The sequence below is a fragment of the Brevibacillus choshinensis genome (assembly GCF_001420695.1).
Taxonomy (GTDB): Bacteria; Bacillota; Bacilli; order Brevibacillales; family Brevibacillaceae; genus Brevibacillus; species Brevibacillus choshinensis.
On the sequence record NZ_LJJB01000013.1, the window covers coordinates 778,644 to 800,828 of the forward strand.

A 22,185-nucleotide genomic window follows, 5' to 3' on the forward strand; every position below is an offset into this window, starting at 1 on the left:
TTTTTAAAGTGTTCGTCCACGCCATTGGCGATAGAACAGCATGACCAGGAAAAAGACGACCAGCTGCCCAAAAAGAGGATATAAGAAGCGCAATAGGGAGCTGAATCCGATGAAGCTGATGAAGTAGCAGATGATGAGGATGCCAAAGAGGATAGTCGGTCCGCGAAGACGAGTAACCAGGCGCAATTGTTCCGCTAGTCCGAATACGTTGGCAACGAGAGTAGAGAAAATTTCCGCGTAAACAAGTAAGGAAAACAGGAGAGGAATGCCCCGTCCTACGCCCTGTAGCAAAGCAATCATGGGCATTTCCGCGTGCTGGATACCGGGCATTTTTGCAGATAGGGATGAAAAGGCAAGCACGAGCAACAAGCCAATTCCAAGTCCACCGATGACCCCGCCTGCGATCAAAGGCTTTTCACTGGTACTATGGCGTCCGATTGGGACAAGAACTGCTTGTGTAAGAGTCACGTTTAAGGCAACATAATAAAAGGGAGAGCTTAACCATGCCAATGGCCGGGTCGATTCGCTGATCAAGATGGGATCTTCCCACGGTTGCGTGTACAGAAATACGAGTAAGGTAAAGGCAATAAGTGTAGGAACAAAGATACTATTGACTCGATGGATGGCAAAGAGCCCTTTTCTCGTGACTACGAAAATCATGAGCATGCTGATCCAGATTCCGACTTGGGAAGGCAATTGAAACGATTCCCAGAAGATCGCGCCTGTCGCAGCTAGCATGACAGATGTAGTCCCGAACAATACGGTCAGCAACAGGGTATTGAAGACTGTCCCAAACGGATGACCAAACAAATAGATACTGACATCTTGGTAAGAATTGGCTTGGATTCGATAGGAAATTAACATAACCCGCGTACCAGCCCATATAAATAATGCGGTCGCGAGCAAAATTCCTACCAAGCCTTGCGTTCCATATTGAACAAAGAATTCTACGATTTCTTTACCAGAGGCAAAACCAGCTCCCACGACGGTCCCGATGTACGTAAAAGCGATCTGCCATGCGATTCTCCATGATCCTTGCATCTCAGACCTCCTGTCCCACCTTATTCCATCCTATGAATAGGAGTGAGTCGAATATGCGCGTTACTGTCTTAGGTTATCAATCTCCATATCCAGGGCCTGCAGGAGCTACCCCTGGTTATCTCGTTGAAACCGATCAGATCCGTCTCTTGCTTGATTGTGGGAGTGGTGTACTGGCTCAACTAGGGAAGCATTACCCTATCTATGAGCTGGATGCCTTGATTCTTTCCCACTACCATCACGATCATGTGGCGGATATCGGTGTGCTCCAGTATGGCCTCATGGTTCATCAATTGTTTGGAGAGAGAGATCCACACAAGCCTCTCCCCATTTATGGACCCGAAGCGCCAAATGTTAATACGCAATCACTTCCTTATCGAAATGCGACAGCTTTTTACCCGGTACAGGAGAATACTGATTTGACACTAGCCGATGTCCATGTCCGATTTTTACGAACGGATCATGGCGATGGCGATCCTTGCTACGCGATGCGTTTAGAGGCGGGGAGAAAGGTATTGTTATATGGAGCTGATAGTGGGCCAGGTACGAATTGGGGAAGTTTTATCAGAGAGGCAGACCTTTTTATATGTGAAGGGACTTACTTGGATCACAATCTGCCGAAAACGCCTAATGGTCATCTCTCCGTACGGCAAGCAGCAGAACTGGCAGAACAGCATGCCTGCCGGTCCTTACTGATCACTCACCTTTACCACGCTTATGATTCAGATGAAGTATTACGGCAGGCTGTGGCGTATACAGTCGGGAACTGCCATGTTGCACAAATTGGCTTGCAAATAGCCTTGTAGTTGGCTGTCATTACATAGTGAGGAGAATGAGAAGATGTTTCCAAATGTTTTGGAGGTTGCTCGAAAATTGATAAAGGAGAGAGTGAAGGCTGGGGAAACAGTCATTGATGCGACAATGGGAAACGGAAATGATACTCTATTCCTTGCCCAGCTCGTCCAAGACACTGGTAAAGTAATCGCCTACGACATTCAACCATTGGCAATGGAGAAGACGAGAGAGCGGCTGGAGCGGGAAGGAGTTGCGGGTTGGGTCGCGATGCGTCTCGCGAGTCACGAAGAAATAGAAACTGTGGAAGAGCCTGTAGGGGCCATCATGTTCAATCTCGGGTATCTACCAGGCGGGGATAAAGAAATAACCACTCAGGCTGCCAGCACGATCCGTGCGATCGAGTCAGGACTCCGCGTATTACGTCCGGGAGGCGTGATGACGGTTATGATCTACTGGGGGCACCAGGCAGGAGAAGCGGAAAAAGCAGCTGTAGAATCTTATTGCCAGTCGATCAGTCAATTGGATTACCTCGTTTTGAAATATCAGTACATCAATCAGCAAAACCAAGCGCCCTTTTTACTCGCAATCGAGCGTAGAGAGTTGTAGCAAAGATAGGCCCTTTTCCCGGGCAAGCGCAGATTGCGACAGCGTACTTACGCAAAGCGTGAATTCTGTCAAATTAAGAGACAATTCCTTTCTTTCATCTGACTAAAAATAGGCACGCCCCTTACGATCGAGGCACATACCTTATGTTGAGGAATGAAGCAAGGGGGATCTATGTGAATAGAGTCGGCATTATGTTAGATTGGGGCATTATGCAGAAAGGAATGAAAGGATACAAGTCATACGAGCGCTTGACTCATTATGTCAAAATCGGTAAAGAGCTAGGCTTGGAGCCGGTTTTTTTTCATCCCTTTCATGTTCTTGCTGGCGACGAAAGAGTGCACGGGTACTTTTGGAATGGGAGCAGGCTTATCCCCCGTCTGGTTCAGATCCCACGCGTGATTCATAACCGTGTTTTGACCGGGGATGCGAGAGCACGGGGTGTGATCCAGCGGTTAAGCAGAAAGAAAACGGTCTTTAACGGTTTGGTAGTTCGGGATAAGCGAAAGGTCCATCAGATGCTTTGGAAAAATCCGCAGATTCGCATGTATTTACCACACACGGTGCCTTATTCAGGAGAGCAGCTAAAGCAGTTTTTGGAGAAGTACCGAGTCGTTTACGTGAAGCCTTCGATCGGTTCTGTCGGAATCGGTGTCGCACGAATCGAGAGGCTTGGAAACGAGTATCACTTTATTGCGTCTAAAAAGAGAAAGACCATGTCACTAAAAAGATTGATGTCTGTCGTACGTACCTGGGTAGGAGGCAAGCGCTTCCTCATCCAACAAGGCATTCATTTGGCGAGGTACGAAGGAAAGACCTTTGACATCCGTGTATCCGTTCAAAGAAATGGCGAGCGGGAATGGGCGGTAAGTGGAATGGTCGCCAAAGTTGCCAATCAACAAAACAAACTGAGCAATTTGTCTCGCGGAGGGAGGGCTGTTCCTTTGACGACAGCGATTGCTCCGACGATTCCTATGGACGATCAAAAAGGGACTCTGGACCGCATCCAGGAAGCTGCCATCGTGATTGCAAAGCAGTACGCACATCACTTTCCGTCGCTTGCTGACTTGGGAATGGATATGGGGATCGACGACAAAGGTCATCCCTACTTAATCGAGGTAAACGTCAGGGATCAGCGCTATTCATTTTACAAAGCAGGAGAAAAGGCCATGTTTAAGCAGACGTACCGACATCCGATGGAATATGCTCATACGCTGATTCATGAAGGAAAAAAACCGAAAAAGCAGCTTGCCTGAACGAAGAAAAAGAAGGAGCAGACCGAAGCGTGAAAACAGTGTCTGCTTCTTTTTTAGAGGTAATGTTTTCATACATAATGAATGAATCCTGGGAGGAAGTGTACGTTGCGCCCGTTTGATCGAGTCGTATGGATCATCGTCATCGTATTGGTGTTGCTTCCTTTTGGGTACGTGCAATATAACAGGATGGCGTATGCACACACAACGATGTGATTCAGTTTGGCTATCGTTTGACAGAAGAAGGGAAAAGGAAAGGGGTGGAGAAGAAGGACCTGAGGCATTATGAATCACTTCCAGAGTAGACTAGTCCAGCCGAGGTAAGAAAAAGAACGGAGGCATGTGCACCCGTTCTTTATTTGCGCTTATTCAGTAGAGGTTGTAAGCTGTTGATCCGCATTTGGATAAGGCAAGTTGCGAAAATGGCGGTAAGACAGAGCCAAAATCGATTTGCGCGTGAGAATCCCTTGGAAGTATTGCTCTTCATCTTCAATGCAAATAAAAGGATGGTTGATGGAGACCTCTAATGCTTTTAGAAAATCATCCGTGTACTTGAGTCGAGCAATCTTGGTGTCCATGACTTCATCTACCGTATGTTCGGACATCTTTTCCGTTTCAAATCGTTCCAGACCTAGCGTTTTATTCATGATCATATTGGTGCTGATTAATCCGTGCAAGCGATACTGATGATCCAAAACGGGAATGGCCGAATAGCCGGATTTGATGAGGACGAGCAAGGCATGCTCAATCGAGTTGCCGAGTTGAACATGAGCTACTTTTGTCGATGCAATGATGAGGTCTTTAATGGGTGTATGTAGCAATGGGATATCCTGATTCATCTGGATCCACCACCTTTTCTGTCGTCTATGGCAGTAGGGTAGCTGCCTGTGGTTCTCTTCTATGATACCGTAAGCAGCTTGCCAGTGGTAGGGTTACATTCGAAATCTTCACCTTGCCAAGTCCTTCAAGGAAAAAAGAAAAAGCCCGGCAGCTTCGCCGGGTCAAGAATCGAGGTGTGGAACAATTGTCCCTGTAATTAGTATGCAAGATCGGTTCGGTTTTTACATTAGGAGTTTGGAGGAAAGGTATCCACTTGTTACGCCTTGTGTGCTTCCATACGATAAAGCGGTTTGTATTTCGGTTTTCCTCCACGCGTCCAGTGGGAGAGGAGCGTGTGTTCATACAAGAAAATGCAAAGCGGTGGCGTGATGACAAACATCGCCAGCATGATGAGTGGTGTCGACCAGTCCAATCGGAAAATCACATAGCTTTCCAATAAAAACAGGATTAACGGGTGCACCATATAAATGGCCATGTTTTGTTTCGCGAGTCGGGATAACCATTTTCCGATCGTAGGTAAAGCGCCTAAATATCGGGAAATGGAATAAAAGGCGATCAGAAAGCTCAAGGTGTAGACCAAGTACAGTGGGTCAAATATATTGAGGCTATCCGCGTAGCTTTTCGAACCATTCAAGTACCGCATCATAATCCATGCCCCAGTCACGATGGTAACGGCATAGGAAATCGATTGCAACCGGTATGTCCAGTAACGCCATTTGTCCAGGTTTAGTCCCGCATAAGCGCCGAGTGCAAACGTGAAAATGTACATGTAGAAATAGTTCTGACCGGCTACGTAGCTGTGTTGGATAAGGCCAAGCAACGGATTGGCCGACCAGTCGATCGCCCAGATTGGATCAACAAAAAGGGCTTGGTAGAGCATATATAGTCCGATTTGTCCAAGGAACAAAACAACCAGAACTTTCAAAGACATGTAACGTTCAATGAGTGGCTTCGTCAAAAAGAACAGGACATTCATTTGCAAGTAGAGCGGAATGTAATACAGGTGGTAAAAAGAACTTCCTGTAAAGAGACTGTGAAAGAATGGTCCAGCCAATTCAATCGGATTGATGGTCTGTAATTGAAATCCGGTAAAGATCGCCGTCCAAATCATGTATGGAAAAACGATGACCCGCCAGCGTTTACGCCAAAACGCTGCCCAGTCCATTTGCTTTTTTTGATGCCAATAAAACAAGAGCATTCCCGTTGCAAAGATAAACAGGGAACGGCCAAACCGCAATAATATCAAGGATATCGCTTCGAAATCGCCGTTCCACGGGTAATCGGCTTGGTTTTCGATGAAAAAACCCAGGATGTGAATGATCAAAACCGTACAAGCCCCGAAAACAAAAAGGGCATTCAGATCCTGAAAAGTCCCCTTTCGATTGTTATTCATATGTCCTCCATTATTCTCGCCGACAGCACCTTATGGAGAGTGCCCACCTGGTTGTCAGTAGAACAAGGCCTTTAATCAGGCAACTTCCAGTCTGGTGCAGCCAGTTCTTTTGCTGTATAGGAAAACAAGTGCAAGCGCGAAGACAGATGTTCCTGAGCATCCCGAAGTAAGTCATCTTGCACCATAAAAGGAGCAGGCGACACCGGCCACTCTGTACGTATCGTGGAAAGCAAGCGAGCTTTCACATCATCGACCGTAACGAGTTTCTCTGTCAAACCGGTTATGCTGCCAACCGTAGACCCATCAATACGTGGAATGGGTTTGTGGTTCTCCATTTCTTCTAATCCAGCTACTTGATAAAATCGTTCCATCCATTCGCCGCGAGGTCGCTCGTCCACGTTGATGCAGAGCTGCAGAATCGAGCCATAGCGGGTACGTCGTTGGGCCATGCCCCCAATTTTTTTGCCGTGTAGGGAAAAGTCGTATTCACCCGCACAATAAGAGCCGGCTACTTCGCCAAATTGAATCGATCCGTAATCGCGCAAACCCACCGACAGTAGTTGAGCGACAAAAGAGAAGAAAGAATCAATCGAGATCGTCGTATCCGGCAATAAACAGGCTACATTCAGCACGCCGGCATCTAAAGGCACACAGGCGCCTCCAGAAGAACGGAGTACACAGCCAAAGCCATCTTGACCAAAGCGACGCAGTGCTGCCTCCAGATGCGGTAGTTTCGCATCACGGCGTCCCAGGTAAAGCGCTTGATCGTACACCCAGAGATGAATGATAGGCGGTGAGTTGTGATCACGCATGCCGGCAGCCAATGCTTCATCCCGAACGAGCGGCTCGAGAGGACTGCCCTGATAGGTACCCGAGTCCATCCAATTGAACGGTTGATTGATAGAAAATGACATAGTGAACTCCTCACCGAACAAGAATAGCTACCATTATACAACTGAACCACGTTCATTTCTAGGTTTTAGACGCCCTTTTTTCTAGGTGGTAAATGATGCTTTCTTTCGTATGTATAAAAAAGCCCGACACCATTGCATAAAAGTGTCGGGCTAGTCATTCAGGTTACTTTACTTCTTTAAACGAAAAATTATCCAGATACGTCATTTTGCGAGGCGTGTCTTTCGTTGCTTCACGCTGCAGGTACAATCCCAGCTTCGTTCCTTCTTGTTTGATTTGTTGGTTGCCAAACAAGAACTGTCCGTTCATGTAGATGGACACGGAGCTGCCGTCCACGACGACTTTCAGGCGATTGCTCGACTTCAGCTTGTAGGAGCCAGAAGCGATCCAATCGATATTGTCTTCGTACACATTGTTTACTTTGCCCAGGACAACGCGGTCTTTTTGAACAAAGACGACATTTGCTTTACCGTCTTTGCCATTGAAGAACAGGCCACCCATACCATCTGTATCAGAGGTGTTTACATCGACAGACAGCTCGTAATGATTCACTTTGTCTGACTCATCCCAGTTCAATGGTAGCAGGTAATGATCCAGATTTTTATCTGTAGAGATCGCGGTTACTTGTTTGTTGATAACTCCCCAAGAACCATTTGCCTTGTCAGTCTGCCAGTTCTTCAGATCATTTTCAGAGAAAGCGTCACTGATGTTAATGGGAGTTGGTTTAGGGTCTTCTGGAGCTGGGAAAACCACTTTTGTTTCGTCATCGTCTTTGCGATCAATCAGAGCACGGTAGAGCAGAGACGCGGCTTCCGCACGGGTGATTGGATCTTGAGGACGGAAATAGTTGTTGGAGCCTTGCATCAGGTTCGATTGGATGGCGATGGCGATATAAGAGCGCAGTGCTGGCGAGATATCGTCGTCATCCTTGAACTTTTTCAATTGGTTCAAATCTGCTTTGTACTTCTTGTCGTAGCCGAGCAGGCGAACCAGAGCTACAGCAATGTCTTCACGTACAGCAGATTCATTTGGTTTGTACGTGTAAGTAGAGCCCGATTTGTACCCAGTCAAGTATGGCTTGGCGTATTCCACATAGTAGAATGCCCAGTGAGACTTCGGCACATCTTTAAAGGTTTGAGTGATGGAGCGCTTATCCATGTCGACATCGGCTGCCGCAATCATGATTTTCGCAAACTCAGCACGGGTTACTTGGTTGTTAGGGCGGAACGTTCGGTTGTCGTAGCCTGCGATAATGCCTTTTTCTGCCATCTCGGTAATTTCTTTATACGCCCAGTGACTACGTGGGACGTCGGAGAAAGATGAGTTGGCGGCACTCACAAAGGGAACGACCGTCAAGAACATCATCACCGATAAAAATATGGCTAGTGCTCTTTTCATGTAGGACCTCCTCATTTGGGATTGTGGTTTGTGTCTGGCTGTTATTCAGACGATGGATGGGGGAGGAATGTTGCAAGTTATAAAATGTTTTTTGGAAAAAATGAGTAAATGGTCGCGCTGAGTCGATCGGTAAGCAGGATATATATCCCGATGAGAGGAAGCGTCTATCGTTCTTTGGTATCTGACAAAGGGAGGCACCTGTCAAAGTTCCGTCGGCAAATATTCTTTATATGGAAGAATTGCCGTAGCCAGCATTAATTGGAAGGGGTGAAGCAAGTTGGGTTTTGTACATATTTTGCCTCATTATGCATTAGCGATGTATCGCCCAAAATGCTATAATTCTGTATTGGTGACTATGACAATTAATTCTAGTTGAGGTGATACATTATGAAGGATACGAAAGAGGCGACTGTGGACTTAAAATCCACTAAGTCTCCGAAGACCACGGCAGACTTTGCAAAATACTTTCAAGCACCTTCCCTTAAAGAAGCAAAGCAACGAGGGAAGGAAGATATTTTAGTGCATTACGACTTTGCCATCTCGGACGACATGCGGGATATTGGCAAAGGGAAGCGCTACCACGTACGCACTTATGGCTGCCAGATGAATGAACATGATTCGGAGACGATCTCGGGTATTCTCGAGCAGATGGGGTACACAGCGTCTGAGGAGATCGAGGAAGCAGACGTCATTCTATTCAACACCTGTGCGATTCGGGAAAATGCAGAGGACAAGGTATTTGGAGAGCTGGGTCACATGAAGCGACTGAAGCATAACAATCCGAACCTCATTCTCGGTGTGTGCGGCTGTATGTCGCAAGAAGAAAAGGTCGTCAAAAAGATCCTGAAGAGTTACAACCAAGTTGACCTGATCTTCGGCACACACAATATCCACCGCTTGCCTGAGCTGTTGCGTGATGCGATGTTTAGCAAGGAAATGGTAATTGAGGTATGGTCTAAAGAAGGCGATATTGTCGAGAACATGCCGAAGATCCGTGAAGGAAACACCAAGGCCTGGGTGAACATCATGTATGGCTGTGACAAGTTCTGTACGTACTGCATCGTACCGTACACGCGCGGGAAAGAGCGTAGCCGCCGTCCCGAAGATGTCATTGCTGAAGTGCGTGATCTGGCACGACAAGGCTTTAAAGAAATCATGCTGCTCGGGCAAAATGTAAATGCGTACGGCAAAGACTTCGAAGACATGCAGTACGGCTTTGGTGATTTGTTGGACGAGATCCGCAAGATTGACATTCCACGAATCCGCTTCACTACAAGCCATCCACGCGATTTTGACGATCATTTGATCGAAGTGCTGGCAAAGGGCGGTAATCTGGTGGAGCAAATTCACTTGCCTGTGCAATCGGGATCAAGTGATGTCCTGAAGCGGATGGCGCGCAAGTATACGCGTGAACACTATCTGGAGCTCGTGCGTAAAATTAAAGCGGCGATCCCGAATGTTTCCCTCTCCTCCGATATTATCGTAGGGTTCCCTGGTGAAACGGATGAGCAATTTGAAGAGACGATCTCTATGGTCGAAGAGGTCCGTTACGAATTTGCCTATACCTTCATCTATTCCCCTCGGGAGGGTACGCCGGCGGCCGTCATGGAAGACAACGTACCGATGGAAGTGAAAAAAGCACGCCTGTATCGATTGAACGAAGTCCTGGCGAAAATCGGTCTGGAAGAAAACAAAAAGCTGCAAGATCAAGTACTGGAGGTTCTGGTGGAAGGCGAGTCGAAAAACAATGCAGAAGTATTGGCAGGACGTACTCGCACCAACAAACTGGTTCACTTCAGAGGAGATAAAGCGTTAATTGGCCAATATGTGCATGTCAAAATAACAGATGCGAAAACGTGGACACTCCACGGTGACATCGTTACTACTGTCGAGGTGTAAAGAGATGGAACAAACCAATGTATTCACACAAAAAGAAATTCTAGACAAAGCTCGTGAACTGGCATCGATGATTTCCCGTACCAATGAAGTCGACTTTTTCAAACGCGCAGAGCTGCAGATCAAACACAACGAGCGCGTGCAAGAACTGATTGATTCCCTGAAACAAAAACAGAAGCAGATGGTCATGTTCGAGTCCATCAACAAGCCGGAACTTTTGAAAAAAGTGGAAGATGAATTCAATCAGATGCAAGATGAGCTGGATGCGATCCCGATTGTGAACGAGTTCAAGCAATCCCAAGTCGACGTAAATGACTTGCTGCAAATGGTCACCAACGTCATCACGAATACCGTCTCCGAGCGAATCATTTTGGACACAGGCGGCAATCCTCTGACTGGCGAAACAGGTGGCGGTCCCGAGAAAAAACACGACGGCGGTTGCTGCTCGTAAACCATTTGAAGACAGCGAAACGCAGTCACGATGAGCTTTCCAACGACTTTCTCTAAAATAAGGTGGGTGTTTGCACCCTAGCCGAATGCCCTGCATACAAATGTACAGAAACGTTGTATGGAGGAGGTAACGAAATGTCGGGTACAGACAAAGATCTACAGTGCCGGGAACTCATCGCGAAAGCTGTCTGCGGTAAAGGCCATAAATTCTCTACTACCACCCACACCATCATACCGTCGCAAACTCCTTCGACGATCCTCGGATGCTGGATTATAAACACGAACTTCCAGGCAGAGAAAGTCGGAGACGCGGTTGAAGTATCTGGTACGTATGACGCCAACCTGTGGTTCTCGTTTGCAAATAACACGCAAACCGAAGTCAAGCGGGAAACTGTCAAGTTCTCCGTACTCGTTCCGCTAACGTTCTTCGATAAAAACTGCAGAGGCGATCTTGAAATCGTTGCTCGAGCCGTGGAACAGCCGAAGTGTGTAAAAGCCGAGTTGAGTGGTGGAGGCACGATTACAGTCAAGGTTGAAAGCGAGTTTGCGGTCGAAATCATTGGAGAAACAAAGGTGTGCGTTGTTGTCTGCAATAGTTGCGATGACAAAGACTTCCATGTTCTTGGCGACTACGAAGAGAACAGCGACGAATTTGATGACTTTGATTCAGCCACATTGCTCGACGAGCTTGACTAAAGAGGAGAGAACCATCTCCTCTTTTTTTCTTTTTTTGGAAGGCAAGAGGTTGGCTCACGCTTTCTCACTCTTTTCTGGGCGCTTACATAAGATACAGAAGATCATCAGCGAGGGGAAGTGGATGGTATGCTAGCACGCAATCAAAAGGATGTGGAAGTGCTGCAACAGATGACCGCCAACGCAAAGGGAGCCGTCGACAATTTGAAGCGTCCTGACGTGGGGCGATGGCTGCTTCGCCTCGGTGGTATACCAGTCACCTCGGGAAAAAACTCTCTTCCAGGCTGGCGCACTTACAAGATCAGCCTGTATCAGGAGCATGTTCTGGAAATGGTATGCAGTACAGAAAGTCCGCAGTGGTTGCTGCAGCGTATGGAAGACCCTGCTTTTGATCCGGTTAGTCTCCCTTCTGCAGATCCTGAGGTCAACCTCGTGAAAAGCATGGCTGCTCGAAGCCTCTATGCAGCAGGAATTGATGCAGGCCAAGTAACGATCATGGCTGCTTCTGCACATCGAGCGAAAGTCGTTCGAGTCGATCCGGATTGGCCTATGAAATCCGTAGATCACTATCTCATGAAGGCAAGACAATGGTGGGAAGCAAAACTCGCCACGCATACCCAAGAACTCGAGCGGATGGGGGCAGACCCGGAATTCGCCTTGCGAAAGCCTGACGGGGGAATGGCGCTGGCATCCGATTATTTAAAAGTGAACGGTACAGTCGGATGTGATACAACGAGGTATCGAGAAGAGCTCGCCATGCATCAGCATCCAGTGGCAGAGCTTCGACCGGCTCCGTCTGAAGATCCAGATGACCTCTTTTTCCATGTGTTCGATGCTCTAAAGCTGGCCGCGAAAAAAATAAGCAATCCCAAGCTTGAATGGCTGGCCGGGGGAATGCCTTTTCCTGGGTATCCGATAGGGGGACATATTCATTTTGCAGAAATGACGCCCACCTTTTCCCTTCGGCGTAAACTGGATGCTTATTTGGCATTGCCGCTAGTTCTGATTGAAGATGCCGGTTGCCACCTTCGGAGAAAGCGCTATGGCTTTTTAGGTGATGTCCGTGAAAAAGAATACGGCTTTGAATACCGAACATTACCTAGCTGGCTGGTCCATCCGGATGTGACTCGTGGTCTCTTGCATCTTGCTCGATTGGTTGTCACCTCTTTGCATCAACTACAAGCCACTCCTCATCTCCAGCTTCCCTTGATAAAAGCGTACTACCGAGGAGAAAAAGGCGTTTTGGCACCTTACGTACGGCAAATTTGGAGTGAGCTGTCAGAACTTCCGGGCTATGTGCTTTCTCGTATTCACTTGGATCGTTATTTTACTTACTTGCTTTCCCGAGAGCCTTGGCCTGCTTCGGAGGACTTGCGCAAGATATGGGGTCTGGTCTGAGCAGCTGACTTTGTTCAACTAAATGTTCGAATCGTGTTATAATAACAGTCGAGATTGGTAGGCTAGGAGAAGAATACAATGACTCAATATACCCCGATGATTCAACAGTATCTGGCGATCAAAAAAGATTATCCGGATACTTTCTTATTTTTTCGCTTGGGCGACTTTTACGAACTGTTTTTTGATGACGCTGTTTTGGCATCCCGTGAACTGGAGATTACATTAACGGGGCGTGAAGGCGGTGGGGATGAAAAAATCCCTATGTGCGGTGTTCCTCATCATGCGGCAGACGGCTATATTGCGGAGTTGCTGAAAAAGGGTTACAAAATCGCGGTTTGTGAACAGGTGGAAGACCCGAAGGAAGCAAAAGGGGTAGTCAGACGAGAAGTGACTCGTGTGGTTACGCCAGGCACGATGATGGAAGGCAAATGGTTGACGGATAAGGAAAATAACTACATGGCTGCCGTGGCTGAGCTGGACGGTCGTACAGGGATAGCAGCCTGCGACATGAGTACGGGAGAGATGTATGTGACATCTCTCCCAGGAAAAGGCGAAACCTTGCTTGAAGAAGCGCTGCAATACCGTCCAAAAGAATTGGTATTTTGCGGCCTTTCCTCGATTCCGAAAACAGCCCTTCCCTTTTCTGTGTTGGACGTAAATGAGATCGACGCGTTCGCCGTCGACACCCACTATCAGGAGCAAGCAAAAGATTTGGATGTCGTCATGCGTACGGCAGTCAACGCCCTCCTCGGATACATAGGAACAACTCAAAAGCGTAGTCTCGCACACATGCGGCTGATCAAACGGTATGATGCCAGACAGCATTTGCAGATGGACGGTTTTTCGAGGCGAAACCTAGAGTTGACCGAGACGATTCGGGACAAGACCAAGAAGGGCTCCTTACTCTGGTTGTTAGACAGGACCGAGACAGCGATGGGTGGTCGATTGTTACGCAGATGGATCGAACGACCGTTACTTCGTTTACAGGAGCTGCAAGCCAGACTCGATGCCGTCGAAGCACTGAAAGGAGATCTGCTGTTGCGTTCTGATGTACGTAGCTGCCTGGATCGTGTCTACGATTTAGAACGGTTGGCTGGCCGTATTTCATACGGAAATGCGAACGCACGAGACCTCATTCAATTGCGGTATTCGCTAGAGGCAGTTCCAGAGCTGAAGAGCTTGCTGGTTGAGACGAAATCCCCAGTACTGGAGGATCTCGCGGCTGGTATGGAAGATTGCGCAGATATCGTCGGTTTCTTGCAAACGGCCTTGGTCGATGATCCGCCTATTTCCGTTCGGGAAGGCGGCATGATCCGGACTGGGTATGATGAGTACCTGGACAAGCTTCATTCGGCTAGTCGCGATGGAAAGACGTGGATTGCGCAGCTCGAACAGGGTGAGCGTGAAGCGACTGGCATTCGTTCGTTAAAGGTAGGCTTCAACAAAGTCTTTGGCTACTACATCGAAGTGTCCAAGTCGAATATCGCCAACGTTCCAACCGGACGATACGAGCGAAAACAGACTCTCGCAAACGCTGAGCGCTATATCACACCAGAATTGAAAGAGCGTGAAGCGCTGATTTTGGAAGCGGAAGAAAAAATGATCGAGCTGGAATATCAGTTGTTTTCCGCTGTTCGCTCAGAGGTGGCGCAGCACATTCCTCGCTTGCAGGGCCTGGCTGAACGAATTGCGTCGGTCGATGTTCTACAATCATTTGCAACAGTGAGTGATGAGCGGGGATATGTGCGGCCTGAACTGATGGAGTCTGGCGAGTATGAGATAGTAGATGGCCGTCATCCAGTGGTCGAAGCTGTACTGGAGCGGGAAAAATACGTAGCGAATGACGCACGTATGGATCAGGACAATCGGCAGGTTCTGCTGATTACAGGTCCGAATATGGCAGGGAAGAGCACGTACATGCGGCAAATTGCTCTGATTACCGTGATGGCGCAGGTAGGGTGCTTCGTTCCAGCCAAGTCTGCAAAGCTGGCACTCGTCGATCAAATTTTCACCCGGATCGGTGCAGCGGATGACCTGGTTGGCGGACACAGTACATTCATGGTAGAGATGTTGGAAACGAAGCATGCTCTGCAAAAGGCGACAGCTCAAAGCTTGATTTTGCTGGATGAAATCGGACGAGGCACGTCTACGTACGATGGGATGGCGCTTGCACAAGCGGTCATCGAGTACATTTGCCAAAAAATCGGGGCCAAGACACTCTTTTCTACGCACTATCATGAATTGACGAGTCTGCAAGAGACGATGAGCGGTGTAGTAAACGTCAATGCCCGGTGCGAAGAGCGTGAGGGAAAACTATTGTTCCTGCACAAAATCGAGGAAGGCAGAGCCGATAAGAGCTACGGCATTCATGTGGCTGAATTGGCTGAAATGCCGGTTTGGGTTATCGAACGGGCTCGAAATATTCTTGCCGGTTTGGAAGCGGGAAGTGCAGGATCTGGGTCAGCGGATATGCAAATGTCGTTGGAAATGCTTTGGTCAGCTCCAGTGGCTGCTGTAAAAGAAGAACCGGAATCACTCCTCACCACCGAGGAAGCAGCGATTATGGCTGACTTACGCGAGCTCGACCTGAATCAAACTACACCAATGGATGCCATGATGAAGCTGTTTGCATGGAAACAACAGCTGAAAAAAGGGTAGAGCAAAGGCAGAGAGGAGGAACCCATGGGCAAAATTCAAGTGCTGGATGAACATCTCGCGAACATGATTGCTGCTGGCGAGGTGGTGGAGCGTCCAGCGTCCGTCGTAAAAGAATTGGTGGAAAACGCGATTGATGCGCAAGCAACCACCATTGAAGTGCATGTTGAGGAAGGCGGTTTGGAACTCATTCGCATCGTGGATGACGGTCTGGGCATGGATCGGGAGGATTGCCGTCTCGCATTTGAACGCCATGCGACGAGCAAAATCCAATCTGCACGTGACTTATTTCGCATTCGCACGCTTGGGTTTCGCGGGGAAGCACTACCGAGTATCGCTGCTGTCTCCCGTATGGAGCTTACGAGTAGCCCTTCCAGCAACCAGATCGGTACTCGGCTGACGAATGAGGGTGGACAATTTGGCGAGCCGATGGATGTGGCAGCCGTAAAGGGTACGGAGATTTGTGTTCGCAGTCTGTTTTTCAATACCCCGGCACGGTTGAAATATATGAAATCGATTGCGACTGAAGTCGGGCACATTTCCGATTACGTCAATCGCCTCGCTCTGACTCATCCGTCGATCTCGTTTACCTTGACTCATAATGGAAAGAGCTTGTTACAGACGTCAGGTGATGGAAAGCTCCTACATGTCATGGCTGCCATATACGGTGTCCAAGTAGCCAAACTATTACTGCCGATTTCCGGTGAAACCCTTGATTTCCGCTGGAGCGGGTTTGTCTCCAAGACGGAGGTGACACGGGCCAATCGCACGTATTTATCCACGCTCGTAAACGGTCGATATGTGCGCAGCTACTCCTTGAACAATGCGATCATGCGAGGGTATCATACGCTCTTGCCGATTGGCCGGTTTCCGATCGTTGCGCTTCAGATCGAGATGGATCCTTCTCTTGTCGATGTCAACGTCCACCCGGCAAAGCTGGAGGCGCGCTTTAGCAAAGAAGATGAGCTCTGCAGTGCGATCGAGCAATCGGTAAAAGATACGTTGCGGCAAGGTCTTGGGATAGTGCGACCAATGGTGACGACGCCAAAAGCGAAGGTAATGACACAGGTTGTCCAGCCCCAATTTGACTTGCAGCTACCGAAGCCATCTGTCTCGCTGTCTCCTACTTTGGAAGCTAGCCCACGCTTACAAGAGTGGATGTCCAAACAAGAAACGAAACGAGAACAACCGACGGAATCACTTCCTTCTCAGAGGGAGACGGCCACAATCAAGGAGTCGCTTGCTCGCTATGAAAATGCAGAACAAAAAATAGTTCAGGACTCGATGTGGGAAAAAAGGATGGAAAGGAGTCCATCCGAACCAATACAGACATCCACATTGGGTATTACGGCCGAAAGTGATGTAGGGCTCCAGGATCTTGTGGCTTCAGAAGCAGCTTCAACTATCGAACCTGCCTTGACTGAGATAGTGGAGGAAGCAGGAAGTGTGGAACAACCGACCGACATAGTAGAAGCAGACGATCAATCGGCAGTCCCTCTGTTGTATCCGGTGGGACAAGTACACGGTACTTACATCGTTGCTCAAAATGATGCGGGGATGTATCTCATTGATCAGCATGCTGCTCAGGAACGGATCTTTTACGAGTATTTCATGGCCAAGCTGGCAGATGAAGGCATATCCAGCCAAATGATGCTGTTTCCCCATACGGTAGAGGTGACGATGCAAGAGGCGAGCAAGCTGGAAAAAAGACTCCCTTTGCTTCAGTCCTTCGGGTTGGAAATTGAGTCTTTTGGAGGGCGGACATTCATCGTGCGCGCACATCCTCACTGGTTCCCGGAAGGCGCTGAGATCGAAGTGATCGAGGAATTGATCCAGTTCGTCCTGGAAACGGGTGAAAGCATGCAGGCGAATGTGGTACAAATGCGGGAAAAAGCGGCGATCCTCATGTCATGCAAAGCATCCATTAAAGCCAACCGTTATTTGACGCATGCAGAGATGGAAAGCCTCTTGAACCAGTTGCGTACAACGAGCAGCCCTTTCACTTGTCCTCACGGCAGACCGATCGTCATTCATTTCTCCGGGTACGATTTGGAAAAGATGTTTAAACGAGTCATGTAAACACAAAGCGAAAATCCTCAGGGTCATTCCTGAGGATTTTTTTAAACGTGAGAGAAAACAGTTTTCAAAAAGAATTGTTTGACTCTCCAAATTAATCCTGCGTACAATAAAAGAGTTTCCGTCCACCTGGGACGAACACACGAGGGAAGGAACGGACACATGATCATAACTACCGGACTTGAGCCCTGTATGGATACCTTGTACCACGCAACTGAATTGGCTAAGCGATTTGGTTTGGATGTCGTCAAGCGGGGCGATCTGTCTTTAAAAGAAATGCGGAGTCGGCATGGCGATGAAGAAGTATTGGTTGTATCAGCGCTGGGTGCTCGTCTTGATGTTCCGGGGAAAAAGCCGTTCTTTTTTCATCCGAACACTTCTGCTTTTCGTATAAAGAGGCTAGTGCGAGGCGATACTGATACTATGCTTGTTGCCTGCCAAATTCAACCAGGGGATCGCGTCTTAGATGCGACTATGGGTCTAGGTGCTGACTCGATCGTGTTTGCCCATGCTACGGGTGAAGCTGGACACGTACTAGGGATTGAGTCTGAGGAAGTGTTGGCTATCTTGGTAGAAGATGGATTTCAGCATTGGTCTTCCGACGATCTCGCTCTGGAACAGGCCATGAGGCGCATTGAGGTTCGCTGTGGGAACCATCTGGATGTTCTGAAGGGAATGTATGATCGTTCTTTTGACATCGTTTATTTCGATCCGATGTTTGAAATGACCGTTCAGAGCTCGACAGGAATCGCAGGAGTCCGCGAATATGCGAATCCGGAAGCGTTGCATGAGGAAGCAGTATCTGAAGCACTTCGTGTAGCCAAAAAAAGAGTGGTGCTAAAGGAAGGAAAGACAGGTCGCATGTATGAGCGGTTTGGCTTTACCCCATTTCGCTCTCGCGGCCAACAGGTCGTGTACAGCTACAAAGAGATAAGTGGAGGGGAGTGACCTTGCACAAGAGAGAAAAGCTTGTTGTCATTATTGGCCCGACAGCCGTAGGCAAAACGGATCTCAGTCTGGAGCTGGCCGAACAGTTTGATGGAGAAATCATTTCCGGTGACTCCATGCAGGTCTATCGCGAAATGAATATCGGTACGGCAAAGGCTGCGCCAGAAGAATTGGCACGCGTGCCACATCATTTAATCGATATTATTTCACCGAGTGACGAATATTCTGTCGCCCAATTTCAGGATAGCGCCACAAGACTGATTACTGAGATTAATCAGCGAGGGCATTTGCCATTTATTGTGGGTGGAACGGGTCTCTACATAGAATCGGTAACCCATCGCTTTCAATTCTCACAGACGTCTCAAGATCCAGAACTGCGTGATCAACTGCAACGTCTGGCTGACACCGAAGGAGTGGAAGCACTCCATTCCAGACTAGCAGATGTCGATCCGGTTACGGCTGAACGACTGCACCCGAATGATGTAAAGCGGGTCATTCGCGCTCTCGAGATTTATGAGTGTAGCGGGTACAAAATGTCCGACTTTCAGCTGCGGGCTCAGTATTCTCCGTATGATTTAGTCATCATCGGTCTTACGATGGATCGGGAAAAACTATACCAACGTATTAACCATCGGGTCGATCTGATGATTGAGGCAGGACTGATTGAGGAAGTGAGAAGTCTTTTAGATCGTGGATACGATGCAACTCTGGTGTCCATGCAGGGGCTGGGATATAAAGAAGTGATCCCGTATCTGTATGGAGAGGTTACATTGGAAAAAGCGGTCAATGACATCAAGCAGCGGACTCGACATTTTGCAAAGCGCCAGCTTTCCTGGTTTCGTCGTATGCCACAAATACAGTGGTTTGACATGACTGACCCGGTAGAGCAGCCAAACAACGTGCAAACTATCAAGCAGATATTGGCAGGAAAGTTTCAACAATTGCCGAATATATAACATACAAGTCCTTTTAGGGGGTAATGTACATGAAACAGACGATCAATATTCAAGATACGTTCTTGAATCATTTGCGGAAAGAAAACATCGCGGTCACCATTTACCTGGTGAACGGATTTCAATTGCGTGGCTACATTAAAGCATTCGATAATTTCACGATTGTGATTGATAGCGAAGGCAAACAACAACTGGTATACAAGCATGCGATTTCCACGTTTACCCCGCAACGCCCGGTATCTCTGATGTCTCAAGAGAACAACCAACAGTAACAAAACTTCTTTACTGAAAGCCTGGATATGATCAATCCGGGCTTTTTTCTTTGAAAGAAAGAAACGGGCGAGGATGCGAAAACGCGTATCCTTTGCCCGTTTGTACGTTTCAAATGTTTGAGGAAGCTCAGGATTTTCGGCGGATCATGAATAAATAGCAGAGTGTGGACAGAACGGTAGCAACAGCCATTACAACACCCATCGGTACGGCTGTGCTGCTGCCGCCGATCCCTACCAGTGGCGCCACGATACCACCACCAATAAAGGAAATGAGCCCTTGGAGTGCAGAGGCGCTACCTGCAGCTTTGCTCTGATTTGCCATCGCCAACGAGAAGCCGGTGGCACCCACGATACCTACACTAGAGACCACGAAGAAGAGGGGAACCAGCACAGCGAACAGACCGGTATCGAGAAGGATCATGGTCAACAAGGTAATTCCGCCAATAGCCGCAATGCTAATTCCGGTGACGAACAGCTTGGTTTCTTTGACGTTTCCAGCCAGCTTCCCAGTAATCTGACTCGCAATAATAATGCCCAGCCCGTTGACTGCAAAGATCACGCTAAACATTTGTGGAGAGACGCCAAAAATCTCTTGTAGTACAAAGGGAGAGCCGGAGATATAGGCAAACATAGCAGCGGTCACGAGTCCCTGGGACAATGCATAGCCCATAAAGGTACGATCCTTTATTAAACCGCTAAACGTCTTCAGCGTATTCCCTAAACCGCCCTTGGAGCGCATCCGCGCAGGCAGTGTTTCTGGCAATCCGAACATCACCGTGAAGAACATAACGACCCCAATGAGCCCCAGTGCAAAAAAGACTCCATGCCACGAAGTTACCTGTAGCAGCTGACCACCAACAATGGGAGCTGCAATCGGAGCGATCCCGTTAATCAGCATGAGCAGAGCAAAAAACTTGGTCAATTCGGTACCTGAATACAGATCACGAACTGTAGCGCGAGCAATTACGATCCCCGCGGAGCCAGCCATACCCTGCACCAGACGTAGAAGGAGAAACGTCCAAATGGAAGGGGCTACTGCACATAAAAAGGAAGCAAGCGCATAAAAGATCAGTCCGATTAATAGCGGCTTGCGACGACCTTGAACGTCACTGAGCGGTCCTGCGAACAGTTGCCCGACAGAAAGCCCAACGAGACAGGCTGTCAGACTCATCTGTGCCATCGAGGTCGTTGTTTGCAGATCCGTTTCAAGCATGGGTAACGCAGGTAGATACATATCTAGGGACAACGGTCCGAAAGCAGATAGCGAGCCGAGAATGACTGCCATCCACAGGCGGCGCGATCTACTTACGGAAGATTTTGGGGTTTCCAATTCTTTTGCGAGATTGTTCAAAGAGATGTTCAAACCTTTCTTTATGATAGTTGGCATTAGTAGATACCGATGCCACAAAAAACGCATGCCTAGCTGCTATACTCGCGGTTGAACGTCTCCATATCCGTGTGTAGGCGCGTGAGCATACCTCGAAGCAGGGTGGTTTCCTCGTCCGTAAAATGCTCAAAACACCTGGTCTCCAAGAGCTGTAAGGCTTCTTTCACGGCCAAGGTTGCCACTTTACCCTTTTCCGTTAAATACACTCTAGATATCCGCTGATCGTTCGGATCGGGTGTACGTGTGACAAGACCTGATTTTTCCATCCGATTGATCATGACTGTCAGGGTAGCTGGCTTTACATTCATGCTACGAGCGAGCTCTTTTTGCATCAACCCCCCGTGACGATAAAGACGCAGGAGCAGTGGAGGTTGGCCAGGGTGTACATCGTACTTTTGAATGAGCAAATCAAGATTATGCCGATGGAGCTTCATTACGTGACCCATAATATGAGTCAAGGCATTCACGTAGTCAAAATCCAAGACGATTCCTCCAGTTACTTAGCTGGCTAACTAAGCGTAATGTAAACGATTCTCATTCGGGTGTCAATACTTCTATGAGCATAAGAAAGGACAGACGAGGAATAAGGATGGTTATGGTACAATCAACATTATAGAGAATGTTAGGAAGGATCGGATAAACGAAATGATCATCATGAATGAAAAAATTAAAGCTTCTGAAGTACTGCTGACAGGAGTAAACGGAGAAGATCTAGGAATCATGTCTACAAAAGAAGCGCTTAAAATAGCAAAGGAGTTGCAAGTTGACCTGGTATGCCAGTCTCTTGCCAGCAGTCCACCGCCGTGCCAGCTAGTCAGTCGTACTGATTTCAAACAACAAGTGATCAAAGAAAGCGCAAAAAATCGAAAAGTTGAAAAGGGGCCCAAGCTAAAGGAAATCCGTTTGAGCGCCTATATCGAAGACCATGATTACGATACAAAGAAAGGTCAGGCTGAGCGAATTCTTACTTCCGGCGATGCCGTACAACTAACGGTTCGACTAGAGAAAAAAGAAAGCCAGGAGGCAAAGAAGCTGGTCGAGCAGCTGATCCGTGAACTGACTCACTGTGGAAAGCAAGACAAGGGCATTCAAGTCAGCGGAAAACAAGTGATCGCTGTGATGCTACCCCATTAATGACGTACCAGCACCTAACAAAGGCCATGTCTTTTAAGTTGGGTGCTTTCTTTTTGGAGCTGTATCTTTTTCGTTAGAATGGGCGTCATAA

Annotated in this window: 20 protein-coding genes; 13 read left to right on the forward strand and 7 right to left on the reverse strand. The window is 48.0% G+C overall.

What is annotated here, in order from left to right; all coding sequences use genetic code 11:
• Window positions 1-3: 3 nt before the first annotated feature.
• Window positions 4-1,041: a YkvI family membrane protein gene (locus AN963_RS23980; protein WP_055747059.1), complete on the reverse strand. Its 1,038-nt coding sequence runs from the start codon at window positions 1,039-1,041 to the stop codon at window positions 4-6.
• 53 nt (window positions 1,042-1,094) lie between these two features.
• Between AN963_RS23980 and AN963_RS23985 the strand changes: the two genes are divergently transcribed.
• The 3 genes from AN963_RS23985 to AN963_RS23995 all read left to right on the forward strand — a co-directional run bounded on the left by AN963_RS23985 (window position 1,095) and on the right by AN963_RS23995 (window position 3,692).
• The gene (locus AN963_RS23985) at window positions 1,095-1,844 is read left to right on the forward strand and encodes an MBL fold metallo-hydrolase (RefSeq protein WP_055747060.1); all 750 of its coding nucleotides are present in this window, start codon (window positions 1,095-1,097) and stop codon (window positions 1,842-1,844) included.
• A 34-nt stretch (window positions 1,845-1,878) separates the two neighbouring features.
• Window positions 1,879-2,439 (forward strand): tRNA (mnm(5)s(2)U34)-methyltransferase, encoded by a 561-nt coding sequence (locus AN963_RS23990; RefSeq protein WP_055747061.1) that lies wholly within the window; start codon window positions 1,879-1,881, stop codon window positions 2,437-2,439.
• Between the two features lie 173 nt (window positions 2,440-2,612).
• Entirely contained in the window at window positions 2,613-3,692 is a 1,080-nt protein-coding gene (locus AN963_RS23995) for a YheC/YheD family endospore coat-associated protein (protein WP_055747062.1), read from the forward strand.
• Between the two features lie 362 nt (window positions 3,693-4,054).
• On the opposite strand, the gene cbpB is transcribed toward AN963_RS23995, so the two are convergent.
• The 4 genes from cbpB to AN963_RS24015 form a co-directional block, all read right to left on the reverse strand.
• Window positions 4,055-4,528, reverse strand: coding sequence for a cyclic-di-AMP-binding protein CbpB (gene cbpB / locus AN963_RS24000; protein ID WP_055747063.1), 474 nt, complete (start codon window positions 4,526-4,528; stop codon window positions 4,055-4,057).
• A 257-nt stretch (window positions 4,529-4,785) separates the two neighbouring features.
• Window positions 4,786-5,922 (reverse strand): acyltransferase, encoded by a 1,137-nt coding sequence (locus AN963_RS24005; protein WP_055747064.1) that lies wholly within the window; start codon window positions 5,920-5,922, stop codon window positions 4,786-4,788.
• A gap of 71 nt (window positions 5,923-5,993) precedes the next feature.
• Complete coding sequence (locus tag AN963_RS24010; RefSeq protein WP_055747065.1) at window positions 5,994-6,836, reverse strand: lipoate--protein ligase family protein; 843 nt, start codon at window positions 6,834-6,836, stop codon at window positions 5,994-5,996.
• A 163-nt stretch (window positions 6,837-6,999) separates the two neighbouring features.
• Window positions 7,000-8,232, reverse strand: a complete 1,233-nt coding sequence (locus tag AN963_RS24015) for an S-layer homology domain-containing protein (protein ID WP_055747066.1) — start codon at window positions 8,230-8,232, stop codon at window positions 7,000-7,002.
• A 387-nt stretch (window positions 8,233-8,619) separates the two neighbouring features.
• Between AN963_RS24015 and miaB the strand changes: the two genes are divergently transcribed.
• The 9 genes from miaB to hfq all read left to right on the forward strand — a co-directional run bounded on the left by miaB (window position 8,620) and on the right by hfq (window position 19,573).
• Complete coding sequence (gene miaB, locus AN963_RS24020; RefSeq protein WP_055747067.1) at window positions 8,620-10,131, forward strand: tRNA (N6-isopentenyl adenosine(37)-C2)-methylthiotransferase MiaB; 1,512 nt, start codon at window positions 8,620-8,622, stop codon at window positions 10,129-10,131.
• A 4-nt stretch (window positions 10,132-10,135) separates the two neighbouring features.
• Window positions 10,136-10,579, forward strand: coding sequence for a RicAFT regulatory complex protein RicA family protein (locus AN963_RS24025; RefSeq protein ID WP_055747068.1), 444 nt, complete (start codon window positions 10,136-10,138; stop codon window positions 10,577-10,579).
• A gap of 134 nt (window positions 10,580-10,713) precedes the next feature.
• On the forward strand, window positions 10,714-11,274 hold the full coding sequence (gene cotE / locus AN963_RS24030) for an outer spore coat protein CotE (RefSeq protein ID WP_055747069.1): 561 nt from the start codon (window positions 10,714-10,716) through the stop codon (window positions 11,272-11,274).
• Window positions 11,275-11,400: 126 nt separating this feature from the next.
• Window positions 11,401-12,669, forward strand: coding sequence for a putative amidoligase domain-containing protein (locus AN963_RS24035; RefSeq protein WP_055747070.1), 1,269 nt, complete (start codon window positions 11,401-11,403; stop codon window positions 12,667-12,669).
• 78 nt (window positions 12,670-12,747) lie between these two features.
• Entirely contained in the window at window positions 12,748-15,327 is a 2,580-nt protein-coding gene (gene mutS / locus AN963_RS24040; RefSeq protein WP_055747071.1) for a DNA mismatch repair protein MutS, read from the forward strand.
• A 24-nt stretch (window positions 15,328-15,351) separates the two neighbouring features.
• The gene (gene mutL / locus AN963_RS24045) at window positions 15,352-17,403 is read left to right on the forward strand and encodes a DNA mismatch repair endonuclease MutL (RefSeq protein WP_055747072.1); all 2,052 of its coding nucleotides are present in this window, start codon (window positions 15,352-15,354) and stop codon (window positions 17,401-17,403) included.
• A gap of 159 nt (window positions 17,404-17,562) precedes the next feature.
• Window positions 17,563-18,348 carry a class I SAM-dependent methyltransferase gene (locus AN963_RS24050; RefSeq protein WP_055747073.1) on the forward strand — a complete coding sequence of 262 codons (786 nt, stop codon included), beginning with the start codon at window positions 17,563-17,565 and terminating at the stop codon, window positions 18,346-18,348.
• The gene (gene miaA, locus AN963_RS24055) at window positions 18,345-19,304 is read left to right on the forward strand and encodes a tRNA (adenosine(37)-N6)-dimethylallyltransferase MiaA (protein ID WP_055747074.1); all 960 of its coding nucleotides are present in this window, start codon (window positions 18,345-18,347) and stop codon (window positions 19,302-19,304) included. The genes AN963_RS24050 and miaA overlap by 4 nt, the downstream gene beginning before the upstream one ends.
• A 29-nt stretch (window positions 19,305-19,333) precedes the next feature.
• Window positions 19,334-19,573 (forward strand): RNA chaperone Hfq, encoded by a 240-nt coding sequence (gene hfq, locus AN963_RS24060; protein ID WP_007719110.1) that lies wholly within the window; start codon window positions 19,334-19,336, stop codon window positions 19,571-19,573.
• Between the two features lie 127 nt (window positions 19,574-19,700).
• On the opposite strand, the gene AN963_RS24065 is transcribed toward hfq, so the two are convergent.
• Both AN963_RS24065 and AN963_RS24070 read right to left on the reverse strand, forming a co-directional pair.
• On the reverse strand, window positions 19,701-20,924 hold the full coding sequence (locus AN963_RS24065) for a multidrug effflux MFS transporter (RefSeq protein WP_055747849.1): 1,224 nt from the start codon (window positions 20,922-20,924) through the stop codon (window positions 19,701-19,703).
• A gap of 68 nt (window positions 20,925-20,992) precedes the next feature.
• A complete protein-coding gene (locus AN963_RS24070; RefSeq protein WP_083497045.1) occupies window positions 20,993-21,442 on the reverse strand; it encodes a MarR family winged helix-turn-helix transcriptional regulator in 450 nt (149 codons plus the stop codon).
• A 166-nt stretch (window positions 21,443-21,608) separates the two neighbouring features.
• Between AN963_RS24070 and infC the strand changes: the two genes are divergently transcribed.
• A complete protein-coding gene (infC, locus tag AN963_RS24075) occupies window positions 21,609-22,094 on the forward strand; it encodes a translation initiation factor IF-3 (RefSeq protein ID WP_055747851.1) in 486 nt (161 codons plus the stop codon).
• Window positions 22,095-22,185 lie beyond the last annotated feature (91 nt).

What these genes read in the sequence shown, in the direction of transcription:
- AN963_RS24050 (WP_055747073.1), top strand. Translation starts at nt 17,563, where the DNA reads ATGATCATAACTACCGGACTTGAGCCCTGTATGGATACCTTGTACCAC.
- AN963_RS24010 (WP_055747065.1), bottom strand. Translation starts at nt 6,836, where the DNA reads ATGTCATTTTCTATCAATCAACCGTTCAATTGGATGGACTCGGGTACC.
- AN963_RS23990 (WP_055747061.1), top strand. Translation starts at nt 1,879, where the DNA reads ATGTTTCCAAATGTTTTGGAGGTTGCTCGAAAATTGATAAAGGAGAGA.
- miaB (WP_055747067.1), top strand. Translation starts at nt 8,620, where the DNA reads ATGAAGGATACGAAAGAGGCGACTGTGGACTTAAAATCCACTAAGTCT.
- cotE (WP_055747069.1), top strand. Translation starts at nt 10,714, where the DNA reads ATGTCGGGTACAGACAAAGATCTACAGTGCCGGGAACTCATCGCGAAA.
- AN963_RS24025 (WP_055747068.1), top strand. Translation starts at nt 10,136, where the DNA reads ATGGAACAAACCAATGTATTCACACAAAAAGAAATTCTAGACAAAGCT.
- cbpB (WP_055747063.1), bottom strand. Translation starts at nt 4,528, where the DNA reads ATGAATCAGGATATCCCATTGCTACATACACCCATTAAAGACCTCATC.
- AN963_RS24015 (WP_055747066.1), bottom strand. Translation starts at nt 8,232, where the DNA reads ATGAAAAGAGCACTAGCCATATTTTTATCGGTGATGATGTTCTTGACG.
- AN963_RS24035 (WP_055747070.1), top strand. Translation starts at nt 11,401, where the DNA reads ATGCTAGCACGCAATCAAAAGGATGTGGAAGTGCTGCAACAGATGACC.
- AN963_RS23985 (WP_055747060.1), top strand. Translation starts at nt 1,095, where the DNA reads ATGCGCGTTACTGTCTTAGGTTATCAATCTCCATATCCAGGGCCTGCA.
- AN963_RS23980 (WP_055747059.1), bottom strand. Translation starts at nt 1,041, where the DNA reads ATGCAAGGATCATGGAGAATCGCATGGCAGATCGCTTTTACGTACATC.
- mutS (WP_055747071.1), top strand. Translation starts at nt 12,748, where the DNA reads ATGACTCAATATACCCCGATGATTCAACAGTATCTGGCGATCAAAAAA.
- mutL (WP_055747072.1), top strand. Translation starts at nt 15,352, where the DNA reads ATGGGCAAAATTCAAGTGCTGGATGAACATCTCGCGAACATGATTGCT.
- hfq (WP_007719110.1), top strand. Translation starts at nt 19,334, where the DNA reads ATGAAACAGACGATCAATATTCAAGATACGTTCTTGAATCATTTGCGG.
- AN963_RS24005 (WP_055747064.1), bottom strand. Translation starts at nt 5,922, where the DNA reads ATGAATAACAATCGAAAGGGGACTTTTCAGGATCTGAATGCCCTTTTT.